The sequence below is a fragment of the Micromonospora sp. U21 genome (genome assembly GCF_018070045.1).
Lineage (GTDB): Bacteria > Actinomycetota > Actinomycetes > Mycobacteriales > Micromonosporaceae > Micromonospora.
In genome coordinates, this window is sequence record NZ_JAGPYK010000012.1 from 1 (window position 1) to 12777 (window position 12777).

12 protein-coding genes are annotated in these 12777 nt (G+C 72.4%); 4 read left to right on the forward strand and 8 right to left on the reverse strand.

Going from position 1 to position 12777, the window contains the following annotated elements; all coding sequences use genetic code 11:
* Positions 1 to 152: 152 nt before the first annotated feature.
* A complete protein-coding gene (locus KBX63_RS17380) occupies positions 153 to 839 on the reverse strand; it encodes a hypothetical protein (RefSeq protein ID WP_210912287.1) in 687 nt (228 codons plus the stop codon).
* Between the two features lie 70 nt (positions 840 to 909).
* Between KBX63_RS17380 and KBX63_RS17385 the strand changes: the two genes are divergently transcribed.
* From KBX63_RS17385 to KBX63_RS35255, 3 genes are read left to right on the forward strand one after another with little or no spacing between them, the layout of a single operon-like run.
* Positions 910 to 3528 (forward strand): valine--tRNA ligase, encoded by a 2619-nt coding sequence (locus tag KBX63_RS17385; RefSeq protein ID WP_210912288.1) that lies wholly within the window; start codon positions 910 to 912, stop codon positions 3526 to 3528.
* Entirely contained in the window at positions 3525 to 4859 is a 1335-nt protein-coding gene (locus tag KBX63_RS17390; RefSeq protein ID WP_210912289.1) for a folylpolyglutamate synthase/dihydrofolate synthase family protein, read from the forward strand. The genes KBX63_RS17385 and KBX63_RS17390 overlap by 4 nt, the downstream gene beginning before the upstream one ends.
* Positions 4856 to 5374 carry a DUF4233 domain-containing protein gene (locus KBX63_RS35255; RefSeq protein WP_247662569.1) on the forward strand — a complete coding sequence of 173 codons (519 nt, stop codon included), beginning with the start codon at positions 4856 to 4858 and terminating at the stop codon, positions 5372 to 5374. Before KBX63_RS17390 ends, KBX63_RS35255 begins: the two co-directional genes overlap by 4 nt.
* Positions 5375 to 5401: 27 nt before the next feature.
* On the opposite strand, the gene KBX63_RS17400 is transcribed toward KBX63_RS35255, so the two are convergent.
* Positions 5402 to 6805, reverse strand: a complete 1404-nt coding sequence (locus KBX63_RS17400; RefSeq protein ID WP_210912290.1) for a VOC family protein — start codon at positions 6803 to 6805, stop codon at positions 5402 to 5404.
* Positions 6806 to 6946: 141 nt separating this feature from the next.
* Between KBX63_RS17400 and ndk the strand changes: the two genes are divergently transcribed.
* Positions 6947 to 7372 (forward strand): nucleoside-diphosphate kinase, encoded by a 426-nt coding sequence (gene ndk / locus KBX63_RS17405; protein WP_074313773.1) that lies wholly within the window; start codon positions 6947 to 6949, stop codon positions 7370 to 7372.
* A gap of 37 nt (positions 7373 to 7409) precedes the next feature.
* Here ndk and sigJ read toward each other — a convergent pair whose 3' ends face one another.
* The 6 genes from sigJ to KBX63_RS36425 all read right to left on the reverse strand — a co-directional run bounded on the left by sigJ (position 7410) and on the right by KBX63_RS36425 (position 12507).
* Positions 7410 to 8285, reverse strand: coding sequence for an RNA polymerase sigma factor SigJ (gene sigJ, locus KBX63_RS17410; protein WP_210912291.1), 876 nt, complete (start codon positions 8283 to 8285; stop codon positions 7410 to 7412).
* Positions 8282 to 8713 carry a carboxymuconolactone decarboxylase family protein gene (locus KBX63_RS17415; protein WP_210912423.1) on the reverse strand — a complete coding sequence of 144 codons (432 nt, stop codon included), beginning with the start codon at positions 8711 to 8713 and terminating at the stop codon, positions 8282 to 8284. Before KBX63_RS17415 ends, sigJ begins: the two co-directional genes overlap by 4 nt.
* Positions 8714 to 8845: 132 nt before the next feature.
* Entirely contained in the window at positions 8846 to 9634 is a 789-nt protein-coding gene (locus tag KBX63_RS17420; RefSeq protein ID WP_210912292.1) for an ABC transporter permease, read from the reverse strand.
* 10 nt (positions 9635 to 9644) lie between these two features.
* Positions 9645 to 10403: an ABC transporter permease gene (locus KBX63_RS17425; RefSeq protein WP_210912293.1), complete on the reverse strand. Its 759-nt coding sequence runs from the start codon at positions 10401 to 10403 to the stop codon at positions 9645 to 9647.
* Between the two features lie 11 nt (positions 10404 to 10414).
* A complete protein-coding gene (locus KBX63_RS17430; RefSeq protein WP_210912294.1) occupies positions 10415 to 11425 on the reverse strand; it encodes an ABC transporter ATP-binding protein in 1011 nt (336 codons plus the stop codon).
* A gap of 59 nt (positions 11426 to 11484) precedes the next feature.
* A complete protein-coding gene (locus KBX63_RS36425) occupies positions 11485 to 12507 on the reverse strand; it encodes an ArsR family transcriptional regulator (RefSeq protein ID WP_210912295.1) in 1023 nt (340 codons plus the stop codon).
* Between the last annotated feature and the right edge of the window lie 270 nt (positions 12508 to 12777).

The window sequence follows — 12777 nt, forward strand, 5'->3', positions numbered from 1 at the left end:
AAGCCCTCCAGCGCCGATGGTACTGCACTCGTGAGGGTGTGGGAGAGTAGGACGCCGCCGGACAAACATTCGTCAGGGCCACCCCAGAAATGGGGTGGCCCTGACGCATTTCGGCACCCAGAACCGGCGCCCGGGTGGACGCCGCTCCGGCTTCAGTCCCGGGTCTGCATGCCGCCGCGCAGGGTGCGGAACAGGCCCCCGGCGTCGGTGACCGACCGCCCCGGGAACATCGCCATCACCACGCTGCCGTGGTCCGCCCAGCCGCACACGGCGAAATCGCCGCCCTCGCCGCTGGTGTTGCCGCACTTCATCACGCCGCCCAGTTCGCCCGCGGACACCTCGCGCAGGCCGGTCACCTTGCCGGTCTCGTCGGACATCAAGCCGAAGAGGCTGTCCAGGTCCCGCTCCGGCTGCCAGAGCAGGGTGGTGCCCCCGAAGATCAGCACCGACCGCTTGTCGTCGGCCGGATCGCGGTAGACCGTGCCGAAACTGCGGTCCAGCTCGATGTCGGCGGCCAGGCCGCTGCGCAGGTAGTCCGCCGTGCTCTTCGCGCGTTCGCTGTCGTCCCGGGTCAGGCCGGCCACCTGGTCCGGCGAGGTCAGCCGGGTGTCCTTCTGCTGCACGACCCGCCACCCGCCGGCGCCCAGCACGCCCGCACCGGCCAGGCCGACGACCAGCGCGACCGCCCAGCCGATCCGGCGCCGCCGGGACCACCCACCACGTGGCTCGTCGGGGTCACCCCCCGGGTCCCGGGTGCTCAGCTGGATCGGCTCCTCGGTCAGCTCCACCGGCTCGCGACCGTCGTCGAGCGGGCGCTCAGTGAGATGTGCGTCGGACATAGCCGACACCGTACGCGAATGGTAGGTGGCGCACGTCGGGTCCGCGGAAGCCCTCCGTAGACTTTCACGGGTGACCGACAGACTCGATGCCCGACGCCCCGACGTCCCGACCCTGGCCGGCCAGTACCAGCCCGCCGAGGTAGAGCAGCGACGGTACGAGCAGTGGGTAGCCGCCGGGCACTTCCGGGCCTCCGCCGACAGCGACAAGCCTCCGTTCACCATCGTCATCCCGCCGCCGAACGTCACCGGCTCTCTGCACATGGGCCACGCCCTGGACCACACAGTGCAGGACGCCCTGGTGCGGCGGAAGCGGATGCAGGGCTTCGAGGCGCTGTGGCTGCCCGGGATGGACCACGCCGGCATCGCCACCCAGAACGTCGTCGAGCGGCAGCTCGCCGCCCAGGGGCTGTCCCGGCACGACCTGGGCCGGGAGAAGTTCGTCGAGCGGGTCTGGCAGTGGAAGGCCGAGTCCGGTGGTGCCATCCTCGGCCAGATGCGCCGCCTCGGCGACTCCGTCGACTGGGACCGTGAGCGCTTCACCATGGACGAGGGCCTGTCCCGGGCCGTCCAGACGATCTTCAAGAAGCTGTACGACGACAACCTCATCTACCGGGCCAACCGGATCATCAACTGGTGCCCGCGCTGCCTGACCGCGCTCTCCGACATCGAGGTCGAGCACACCGACGACGACGGTGAGCTGATCTCCATCCGGTACAGCGACGAGGTCGTGGTGGCCACCACCCGGGTCGAGACGATGCTGGGCGACACCGCCGTGGCGGTGCACCCGGACGACGAGCGCTACCAGCACCTCATCGGCACCGAGGTCGAGCTGCCGCTGACCGGGCGCCGCATTCCGATCGTCGCCGACGCGCACGTCGACCCGTCGTTCGGCACCGGCATGGTGAAGGTGACCCCGGCGCACGACCCGAACGACTTCGAGATCGGCCAGCGGCACGACCTGCCCGCGCTGACCGTGATGGACGAGCGCGGTGTGATCACCGTGCCCGGACCGTTCGAGGGGCTGGACCGGTTCGAGGCGCGACCGGCGATCGTCGCCGCCCTGCGGGAACAGGGGCGGATCGTCGCCGAGAAACGGCCGTACGTGCACGCGGTCGGGCACTGCTCGCGCTGCCGTACGACGGTCGAGCCGCGGCTGTCGTTGCAGTGGTTCGTCAACACCGCCCCGCTGGCCCAGGCCGCCGGTGACGCGGTGCGCGACGGCCGGGTCCGGATTGAGCCGGCCGAGTTGGCCAAGCGCTACTTCGCCTGGGTCGACAACATGCATGACTGGTGCATCTCCCGCCAGCTCTGGTGGGGGCACCGCATCCCGGTCTGGTACGGCCCGGCGGGCGAGATCGTCTGCGTCGGCCCCGACGAGGCGCCGCCGACCGGCGAGGGCTGGCACCAGGACGAGGATGTCCTCGACACCTGGTTCTCCAGCGGCCTGTGGCCCTTCTCCACGCTCGGCTGGCCCGAGCAGACCCCGGAGCTGGCGAAGTTCTACCCGACCAGCGTGCTGGTCACCGGGTACGACATCCTGTTCTTCTGGGTCGCCCGGATGATGATGTTCGGCCTCTACGCGATGGACGGCCGGCCGCCCTTCGACGTGGTCGCCCTGCACGGCATGGTTCGCGACCAGTTCGGCAAGAAGATGTCGAAGTCGTTCGGCAACGTGGTCGACCCGCTGGACTGGATCGACCGGTACGGAGCCGACGCCACCCGGTTCACCGTGGCCCGGGGCGGCAACCCCGGTCAGGACGTGCCGGTCAGCGAGGACTGGTGCCAGGGCTCGCGCAACTTCTGCAACAAGCTCTGGAACGCCACCCGGTTCGCGCTGATGAACGGGGCGCACACCACGGGCGACCTGCCGGCCGCCGAGCAGCTCTCCACCGTCGACCGGTGGATCCTGTCCCGGCTGTCGCACGTCACCGCCGAGGTGGACGAGCAGTTCGAGTCGTACGAGTTCGCCAAGGTGTGCGACCTGCTCTACCACTTCGCCTGGGACGACGTCTGCGACTGGTACGTCGAGCTGAGCAAGCCGGTGCTCGCCGAGGGCGGCGAGCGGGCGGACACCACCCGCCGGGTGCTCGGGCACGTGCTGGACCAGCTGCTGCGGCTGCTGCACCCGGTCATCCCGTTCGTCACCGAGGAACTGTGGCTCGCGCTGACCGGCGGCGAGACGGTGCAGACCGCCGCCTGGCCGGTGGCCGACCGTGCGCTGATCGACGACGCCGCCGAGGCGGAGCTGGCCAGCGTGCAGCGGGTGGTCACCGAGATCCGTCGGTTCCGTTCCGACCAGGGGCTGCGCCCGAGCCAGCGGGTGGCCGCCCGGCTGGACGGGCTCACCGGCGCCGGCATCGCGGCCCACGAGCCGCTGATCCGCTCTCTGGTGCGGCTGGACCCGGCCGGGGAGGACTTCCAGTCCAGCGCCACGCTGGCCATGCCCGGGGCGGTCGCTGTCGCGTTGGACACCCGGGGGTCGATCGACGTGGCCGCCGAGCGGGCCCGGCTGACCAAGGACCGCGCCGCCGCCGAGAAGGAGGTCGCGCAGGCCCGGGCGAAGCTCGACAACCCGGCCTTCATCGGCAAGGCCCCTGAGCCCGTCGTCGCGAAGATCCGCGATCGGCTGGCCACCGCCGAGGCCGACCTGGTCCGGATCGACGCTGCTCTGGAGACGCTTCCCTCGTGACCGACCGTTCCGATTTCGCCGCCGTCGAGGCCGAACTGGCCGCTCGCGGCTTCACCCGCATGGTCTTCGAGCTGGACCGGATCGAGTCTCTGCTCGACCTGCTCGGCAGCCCTCAGCGGGCGTACCCCGCGATCCACCTGACCGGCACCAACGGCAAGACCTCCACCGCACGAATGATCGACTCGCTGCTCCGGGCGTTCGGGCTGCACACCGGCCGGTACACCAGCCCGCACCTGGAAACCGTCCGGGAGCGGATCAGCCTGGACGGCGAGACGGTCAGCGAGGAGCGGTTCGCCGCGGTGTACCGGGAGATCCGGCCGCTGGCCGAGCTGGTCGACGCGCGGTCGGACGAGCCGCTCACGTACTTCGACATGACCACCGCGCTGGCGTTCGCCACGTTCGCCGACGCGCCGGTCGACATCGCGGTGGTCGAGGTGGGCCTCGGCGGCGCCGAGGACGCCACCAACGTCATTCAGGCCGGGGTCTGCGTGATCACCCCGATCGCGTTGGACCACACCGAGTGGCTCGGCGACACGCTTCAGGACATCGCGCTCGCCAAGGCCGGCATCATCCACCCGGGCGCCACCGTGATCGCGGCGGCGCAGGAGGAGGAGGCGGCGGGTCCGCTCCTCGAACGCTGCGCCGAGGTCGGGGCCACCATCGCCCGGGAGGGCGCCGAGTTCGGCGTACTGCGCCGGGAGATCGCGGTCGGTGGGCAGGTGCTCAGCCTGCAGGGCCTGGGCGGCGTCTACGACGAGGTGTTCATTCCGCTGCACGGCGCGCACCAGGCGCAGAACGCCGCGGTGGCGCTCGCCGCGGTGGAGGCGTTCCTGGGTGCCGGGACCACGCGGCAGTTGGATGTCGAGGCGGTCCGGGAGGGCTTCGCGACGGCCAGCTCTCCGGGCCGGCTGGAGCGGGTACGCAACGCCCCGACGATCCTGCTGGACGGCGCGCACAACCCGCACGGCATGGCGGCCACGGTGACCGCGCTGCAGGAGGAGTTCGCGTTCAGCAAGCTGGTGGCGGTGGTCGGCGTGCTCGCCGACAAGGACGCGCCCGGCCTGCTGGAGCTGCTGGAGCCGGTCGTGGACCTGGTGGTGGTCACCCGCAACAGTTCGCCGCGGGCGATGCCGACGGCGGAACTCGCCGCGCTGGCCGTCGAGATCTTCGGTGAGGAGCGGGTCGAGGTGGCCGAGGAGATGCCGGATGCGATCGAGACGGCGGTGGCACTGGCCGAGGAGGACGTCCCGGGTGAGCTCAGCGGAGTCGGGGTGCTGGTCACGGGATCGGTGGTGACGGTGGCCGACGCCCGTCGGCTGCTGAAGCGATGACCGGCCCCGAGCGGGACCGCCGCACCGCCGAGCACCCACCGGCGGACCAGCCCACCGCCGGGTCGCCGACCGACCAACCCGCCGAGGGGTCCCCGGCCGACCAGCCCGCGGTCGCTTCGCCGACCGATCAGCTCACGGCCGGGTCGCCGGGCGAGGAGCCCGCGGTCGGGCAGGCCCGGCGGTCCGGGCTGCGCAACCCGGAGCGGGCGGTACGGGGCCTGGGCGCCGGGACCCTCAGCCTGGAGGCGTTGGTGCTGGTGCTGGCCATCCAGCCGATCCGCGTGGTCGGCGGCGACCTGGGCGGGGCCGCGATCGCCGTGGTGGTGGCCCTGGCGGTGGTCGCCATCCTGCTCGCCGGCGTGATGCGCCGCCCGTGGGCCTGGCACGCCGGCACCGCGCTCCAGGGCCTGCTGATGCTGGCCGGCCTGCTGCACTGGTCCCTGTTCGCGCTGGGTGTCATCTTCGCCCTGGTCTGGGTGTACGCGCTGCACGTCCGCCGGGTCATCCTCGGCTGACGCCGACCCGGATGGCCGCGTTCGCGGTCAGGCGTCGGCGCGTTCGCGCCACTGGGTGAGGGCGATGCCGTGGCCGTCCGGGTCGCGGAACGCCGCCGCCCACACCTCCAGCCTGGTGCCCCGGTTGACGATCCGGGGCGCGTACGTGAAGCGGACACCCGACCCGCGCAGCCGCCCGTACGCCGCCTCGATGTCGTCCACCTCGAGGTTGACGTGCACCAGCCGCCGGCTGATCGGCGCGGCCCCGGTCACCTCGCGCAGCACCAGGCGGGTCGTGCCGGAGGCGAGCACCGCGTTGCCGGCGCCCTGGTCGACCTCGCTGAAGCCGAGCACATCGCGGTAGAACTCGAGCGACCGGGCCAGGTCGGTGACCAGCAGCGTGAGGCCCACTCCGCTGATCGGGGCGGCCGGATCGGCGGCGGCCTCCGTGTCGTACCCGAAGATCGCCTCGTCCAGCTCCTCGGCGGTGACGGTCTCGCGCGCGGCGCCCGGCGGGGTGGGATCGTCCAGCGGCAGGTCGAGCGGGTCCAGCGGGTCTGTCATGCCCGGAGCGGATCGCTGCGCGGGAGGTGGGTCGAAGCGCTGTGCGGTGGGCGGGTCGAAGCGGTCCTCGGCGGGTGGGGCGGGTTGGTCGTCCTCCGGCTGGTCGAAGCGCTCCTCGGCGGGCGGACGCGGCGCGGGGGTGGCCCGCCGGGGCAGCCCGCCGCCGGCCGACTGGCCGCCGGCCGGCTGCTCGACCACGACACCCTCCAACACCACCGGGCCGCCGGGGCTCTGGTGCACCACCACCGGCTCGCGTTCCTCGGGGGGCGCGACGTCCAGGTCGTCACGGAGCGGCTCGGGCCCGGGTGCGTCGCGGAACGGGTCGCCGAGGGGGTCGCGGAAGTCGTCGTCTGGCCCGCGGTCGGCCCACGGCGGGGCGTCCTGCTGGATCAGCATCTCGTCCAGGGGCTCGGCGTCGGCGAACTCGGGTGGCAGGTCGGCGACGGCCGCGGCGGTCTCGGCGTGGGTGGCCACGTCGTCCCAGAGGACCTTGACGTGCCGCTGATCGTCCAGCGCGACCCGGATCGGCAGGGTCTGGCCCAGCGACGGCCACTTGGCGACCGGCACCCGCGGCTCGATGATCTTCTTGGACCGGGGCGGCAGGCCGGGGGCGTCGATCACCAGTTGCAGCTCACAACGGCCGAACGCGTACTGGGTGGGTGGCTCGGAGGCGCTGTGCACGTGCCCGACGCCGACGACCCAGGTGCGCCCACCGCCGCGCACGGTCGCCAGCGCGATCGCCAGCACCAGCAGGGCGACCCCGAGCGCCACGATGGCCCAGCTGGTCATGCCCAGCCCGAAGAGGACGACGAACGTGGCCACGGTGCCCAGCACCGTGCCGATCAACTTGCGTACCGGCGCGATGGGTCGGTTCCCGCCATTCGCCACAGTGGACCTCCCGGGGTCAGGGCCAGGCTAGGCCGGATCGGCCACCGGAGGAAAGACCGGCCGCCGCGCCGGCGCCGGGACCGGGTCGCTAGGCTGACCGTACCGATCCCGAGCGTTCAGCGCGTACAGGAGGAACCCAGCGTGTCCAGCAACAGCCCGGATGAGCGCAGCCTCGTTCTGATCAAGCCCGACGCGGTCCGCCGCGGCCTGGTCGGCGAGGTCCTCTCCCGCTTCGAGCGCAAGGGGCTGCGGATCGACGCGATGGTGCACCGGACGATGGACGCCGCGCTCGCCGACGAGCACTACGCCGAGCACGTCGACAAGGCGTTCTACCCGCCGCTGAAGGACTTCATGACCGGCGGTCCGCTGGTCGCCCTGGTGCTCTCCGGCGACCAGGTCATCGACGTGGTTCGCGGGCTGGTCGGCGCGACCGACGGGCGCAAGGCCGCCGCCGGCACCATCCGGGGTGACCTGTCGCTGTCCAACCGGGAGAACCTGGTGCACGCCTCCGACTCGCCGGACAGCGCCAAGCGCGAGATCGCGCTCTGGTTCCCCGAGTTGGGCTGACGCCCACCGGCCCGGGGTCGACCGACGACGCCCGGGTTCAGCCGACCGCCGGCACCTTCGCCGGGTTGCCGACCACGTAGATCCCGGTGATCCGTCCGTCGGCCGCGGCGATGGTCAGCGTGTACCGACTGCCGTCCGCGCGGGTGATCAGCATCGCGGGTTCCCCGTTGAGCTCGATCGGATCCGCGGTCATCGGGCGACGCGGGCCGTAGACCCCGGCGTAGAACCGGGCGATCCGGTCCGCGCCGGTGACCGGGTTGAGGGCCGCCGGCACCCGGCCACCGCCGTCGTTCCACGCGGTGGCGTCGGCGGCCACCAGGTCGGTGAGCCTCGCCAGGTCACCGTCGCGGGCGGCGGCGAGGAACGCGTCCAGCAGCCGCTCCCGCTCCGGGCGGCTGGCGGTGAACCGGCGCTGCTCCTGGCGTACCCGCGCGGTCGCCCGGTGATACAGCTGCCGACAGTCGGCGGCGGACCGGTCCAGGATCTCGGCGATCTCCGCGTACGGCAGGTCGAAGGCCGTGTGCAGGACGTACACCGCCCGCTCCGGGGGGGTGAGCCGCTCCAGAACGTGCAGCAACGCGGTGGAGAGCGAGTCGCGTAGCTCCACCCGGTCCAACGGTCCGAACGGCGAGGGCGCGGTCGGCACCGGCTCGGGCAGCCACGTCCCGACGTACGTCTCGCGGGCCGCCTGCCGGGCGCGCAGCCGGTCCAGGGCCAACCGGGTGACCACCCGGGACAGGTACCGGCGCGGCTCGTCGACCCGTGCGCGGTCCACCGCCAGCCAGCGCAGGTACGCCTCCTGGAGCACGTCCTCCGCGTCGTGCCGGCTGCCGAGCAGGCGGTAGGCGAGCCCGAGCAGCATCGGCCGGTGCGTCTGGAGCGCACCGGCCGCCTCTGCCGCCTCGGTCGTCACACCTGGGCCGGAGGCTCTAACCGCATGGTCACCGCGATCCGATTCCACACGTTGATTGTGGCAATCGCGAGAACGAGGTCGGCCAGTTCCTTCTCCGACCAGACCTTCGCGGCGGTGTCCCACACCTCATCCGGCACCCCGTGCTCGCCGAGCCGGGTGACCGCGTCGGTGAGATCCAGTGCGGCCCGCTCCCGCTCGTCAAAGAACGTCGACTCCCGCCAGGTGGCGACCGCGAACAGTCGCCGGCTCGACTCGCCGTTGGCGAGCGCGTCCCGGCTGTGCATGTCCACGCAGTACGCGCACCCGTTGATCATCGACGCCCGCAGCTTGACCAGCTCCAGCACGGTGTGGTCGACGTTCGACTGGACGTACTTCTCCAGTCCCATGACGGCCTGGTACGCCTTCGGCGCCACCTCGCCGGGATTCATCCGCTGCACGACTACCTCCCCTGATCGGTTTCGACACCCGTACGACGGATGGGCCGGGGCATGCCGTGACAGCCGTGGCTGTGACTCCGGTCATGCCGACGGTCGTGGGTAGAAGGGGGATCAACCTGCGGGTCAGAGGGTGTCGAGGGAGGCGCGACGGCGGGACTCGGCTTCGAAGAGCTTGAGCAGGGTGGCGGCGAGGACCGCGTAGCCGACGGCGATGGCGAGTTCGGCGGCGAGTTGGGGTGCGGCGGCTTGGAAGCCCTCGCCGGCGACCAGCCGGCGGGCGGCCTCGGCGGCGTGGGTGACCGGCAGCAGCTCGCCGGTGACGCGCATCCAGGCCGGCAGCCTGGCGGCGGGCACGTTGACCCCGGTGAGCAGGAGCAGCAGCGCCACCGAGACGTTGGAGACCAACCAGACGTCGCGGAACCGCAGCCCGATCGCGCCCAGGGTCAGGCCGAAGAAACCACAGGCGAGCGCCGCGACCGCCAGGACCAGCAGCAGTCCCGGCAGCGCGTCGACCGGCACCCGTAGGCCGAGCAGCAGCGACGCCGCGGTCAGTGTGGTCACCGCGATCAGCAGGCCGTTCGCGGCGTACGGCAGGACCCGGCCGAGGAAGACCGCGGTGCGGCTGCGCGGCGAGAGCAGCACGTGCCCGAGCGTGCCGAAGCGCCGTTCGTTGGACACCGCCATGGTGCCGCCGAACACGCAGGCCAGCGAGGCCGCCAGCACCGCGTTGCCGGTGATGTAGAAGCCGTCGTCGGCGACCCCGAGCTGCCGGCCCAGGTAGGCGAAGAACAGCAGCTGGAACAGCGGGCCGACGAGCAGCGTGCCGACGAACATCGCCGGGGTGGTCCAGTTGAACAGGGCACGGTAGGCGATCACGCCACCGGTGCCGATCAGGCGGGGCAGTGCGGGCATCGTCGCCTCCTCAGGCCAGGGCGAGGGTGGCCGCCGCGCGGGCCCGCCGCTCGACGTGGGTCATCATGATCGCGCCGAGCGCCAGGCACGCCAGGCTGATCGCCAGGCAGATGCCGAGCGACGGCCAGGTGGGCCCGCTGCCGGTGGTCGCCTCGCGGACCGCCCGCGCTCCCCAGGTGGTGGGCAGCACGGCCGCGATCGGGCCGGTCCAGCCAGGCAACGCGGTGATCGGCACGAGCATCCCGGAGACCAGCCAGATCGGGTACTCCAGCGTGTTGGTCAGCGCGTTGGCGTTGCGCAGCAGCACGAACGTGGAGGCGAGCAACAGCCCGAACATGCCGAGCCCGATGATGCAGCCGGGTACCGCGACCGCGAACGCCAGCGGGTCGGCGAAGGTCAGCGGGATGCCGTACAGCAGCCGGCCCCAGGCCAGCGTGGCGAGCATGGCGTACGTGCCGGTGAGGGCGGTGGCCAGCGTGATCGGCAGCACCACCAGCGCCGGCGGCCGGGGTGCCAACATGATCATCTCCAGGGTGCCCTGCCAACGCTGGTTCTGGATGGCGCCACCCGAACCGAACAGCACCGACGACCAGACGCCCATCAGCCCCGCCCCGACCGCGGCCTCCAGCAGCCGGCCCGGCTCGCCGCCGGCCCGAAACAGGTAGACGGCCAGCGTCGCCTGCACCACCGGCACGATCAGGGCGGTGGCGATCTCGAACGGCGACCGGCTGAGCTGCTTGGCGTGCAGCAGCGCCCCGACCGCGATCATCCGCAACGTCCTCACGCCGCCACCGCCTCCACCGGGCGAGCCTGCGCGTCGACCCGGTTCACGATCGCCACGTACGCGTCCTCCAGGGTGGGCTGCCGGGCGGTGACCCGGCCCAGCCGGACCCCGTCCAGCGCGCGCAACACGTCCGCCTGCACGTCCACCCCCGCGTCGGACTGCACGGTCAGCACCTGCGCCGCACCGGTGACGACCACGCTCGCCTCGCGCACCCCCGGCAGAGCGTGGATCACGGCGAGCTTGGCGTCACCCACCCCGTACGCCTCCACCTCAAGCACCTGCCGGCCGTCGGCGTGGTGCCGCAGCTCGGCGGGAGTGCCGAGGGCCTGGATCGTGCCGTTCGCGATCACCGCGATCCGGCCGCACAGCTCGTCCGCCTCGGCCATGTAGTGCGTGGTGAGCAGCACGGTGGTGCCGGTGGCGGCGAGGTCGGCCACGGTCTGGCGCAGCTCCCGGGCCGCCACCGGGTCCACCCCGATCGACGGCTCGTCGAGGAAGAGCACCCGCGGTCGGTGCAGCAGGCCCCGGGCGATGTGCAGCCGCTGCCGCATGCCCCGGGAGTAACCCTCCACCCGGTCGCTCTCCCGACCGGTCAGCCGTACCAGGTCGAGCAGCTCGGCGATCCGCCGCTTCTGCTCCCGCCCGGGCACGCCGTACAGCTCGGCGAAGTAGCGCAGGTTGTCCCGCGCGGAGAGCCGGTCGTAGAGCCCCCGGTCACCGCCGAAGACGTACCCGATCCGCCGGCGTACCTCCCGGGTCTGCCGGACCACGTCGAAGCCGCAGATCCGGGCCTCGCCGGCGGTCGGGATGAGCAGCGTGTTCAGCAGCTTGATCGTGGTGGTCTTGCCAGCGCCGTTCGGCCCGAGCAGGCCGAACAGCTCCCCGTTGTCGACCGTCAGGTCGACGCCGCGGACCGCCTCCACCTCCCGGCGCTGTGGTCGTAACCATCCGGTCCGGCTGCGGTACGTGCGGCGCAGCCCGACCGCCTCGATCGCGTGTTCGCTCATGCCCGGAGGCTAGGAGTGGCCGGGGCGGTTCGGAAACGGATTCGGAACGGCCCGAATGTTCAGGCCGGAACGGTGACCGGCTCGTCGCCGACCAACTGCACCAGGGCCACGCCGGCCGGCTCCAGGCCGTACAGCACCCGCCGGCCGACCCGGCGGCGGTGCACCACGCCCGCGGTGAGCAGCGCGGAGAGCTGCTCCGAGACGGTGCTCGGCGCCAGCCCGAGGGTCGCGGCGAGGCCGGCGGTGGTCGCCGGTCGGGTCAGCGCCCGCAGCACCTGGGCGCGCCCCCGACCGACCAGCACCGCCAGCCGGTCGGTCGCCGAATCCGCCGCGGGCCTGTCGGCGGTCGGTCGGTCGGCCAGCAGGACCGAGCCCCGCGCCTGGTACGAGACCGCGAGGATCTCCGGGTGATCGGTGGAGAAGGTGAGCGCTCCTCGGGAGAAGATCAACGGGATCAGCAGCAGCCTCTGGTCGACCGCGGTGAACTGCCCCTCGGACGGCTTGACCAGGGTCAGCGTCGGCCGTTCCCAGCGCACCCGCTCATGCAGGTCGGCCAGCAGCGCGTCCGGGCCGTGCGCGGCGAGCGCCCGTGCCCGGTGCAGCACCTCCTCGTCCAGCGCCGCCCGCATCGCCGGCCACCACGGCGCGATCGCCGCGTCCCAGTACGCCTGGAGGCCGTCGGCGAGCCGGTCCAGGGCCGCCTGCCGGTCGGTGAGGAACGGACGCAACCAACCCGGCAGGTCGTCGGGACGGTGGTAGCGGGGGATCTGCTCGGCGATCACCGAGGCCGGCGTCGCCCGGAGCACGGCCAACTCCTCGGCGATGGTCGGGCTCGCGTTGGGCGGCACCGGACCCAGGAAATCCGGGTACCAGGAGCCGGTCGCCGAGTAGAGCCTGGCCGGGGCGGCCCCGGGCAGTTCGGCGAGCACCCGGTGGGCGTGCCGAGCCCAGCCCGTGTATGGCCAGGGCGCCTCGTCCGGGTACCGGTCGAGCAGATAGAGGCTGCACTTGGCCTCCCAGAGCGGGCTGGTCGCGATCCGGGTGCGGGCCAGCGTCGGCTCGTCCAGCTCGATCCGGATCACGCGGTGAGCCTAGTCCGGTGGCGGGACGCCCCCGAATGTCAGGAAGGGACCCTTGTACAACACGAGGCGTTGATAAGGGGCCCTTCCTTGCGCGTCATTACTCGGCGGCGGGGCGGTGGGCGGGTCGAGTATCGTTGAGCACCGTAAGGCGATGACCCGGCCATCACCGGTGAGCCTCCGGAAGAACAGCCGGGCAACCGGCCCAGTAGAACCGGACGGGTCCGGCCCGTCACAGCCGGCCAATGAGCGGGCGGTCGATCCTGACCGCCA

Bases quoted from the DNA above. Each gene is read 5' to 3' on its own strand.
- KBX63_RS17380 (WP_210912287.1), bottom strand. From the start codon at position 839: ATGTCCGACGCACATCTCACTGAGCGCCCGCTCGACGACGGTCGCGAG.
- KBX63_RS35255 (WP_247662569.1), top strand. From the start codon at position 4,856: ATGACCGGCCCCGAGCGGGACCGCCGCACCGCCGAGCACCCACCGGCG.
- KBX63_RS17415 (WP_210912423.1), bottom strand. From the start codon at position 8,713: ATGAATCCCGGCGAGGTGGCGCCGAAGGCGTACCAGGCCGTCATGGGA.
- KBX63_RS17420 (WP_210912292.1), bottom strand. From the start codon at position 9,634: ATGCCCGCACTGCCCCGCCTGATCGGCACCGGTGGCGTGATCGCCTAC.
- KBX63_RS17425 (WP_210912293.1), bottom strand. From the start codon at position 10,403: ATGATCGCGGTCGGGGCGCTGCTGCACGCCAAGCAGCTCAGCCGGTCG.
- KBX63_RS17430 (WP_210912294.1), bottom strand. From the start codon at position 11,425: ATGAGCGAACACGCGATCGAGGCGGTCGGGCTGCGCCGCACGTACCGC.